Source organism: Bacillus sp. GbtcB10 (genome assembly GCF_019091365.1).
Classification (GTDB): Bacteria; Bacillota; Bacilli; order Bacillales; family Bacillaceae; genus Bacillus; species Bacillus altitudinis.
The window spans coordinates 1-249 of record NZ_JAGXJP010000295.1 but is presented as its reverse complement, the minus strand read 5'-3'; the positions used below and the strand labels follow the sequence as shown (position 1 = coordinate 249).

The window sequence follows — 249 nt, the reverse complement described above, 5'->3', positions numbered from 1 at the left end:
GACTATGTGAGGACCTCGTGTATAAAGAAGGAAGAGGGCTAAAAATGCTGTCTAAAAGTACAATTATGCGTTCAATTAAGATACTCGTTACGAACAACATCATCACTGTTAGCGAAACGGAACTAGGAACACTATTCACCATTGTGATATACGAGTCATATCAAGAGTTTTCGAGTGAACACGAAACAGAACCCAGAACGGAAGAAGAACCTATCGCAGAACGAAGACGGAACGAAAGCGGTACGAAGT

Annotated in this window: 1 protein-coding gene; it reads left to right on the top strand. The window is 41.4% G+C overall.

The window, feature by feature from the left end:
* Positions 1 to 44: 44 nt before the first annotated feature.
* Positions 45 to 249: hypothetical protein (locus KVT11_RS20310; protein ID WP_217609191.1), on the top strand; the 205-nt coding region annotated here is incomplete at its 3' end.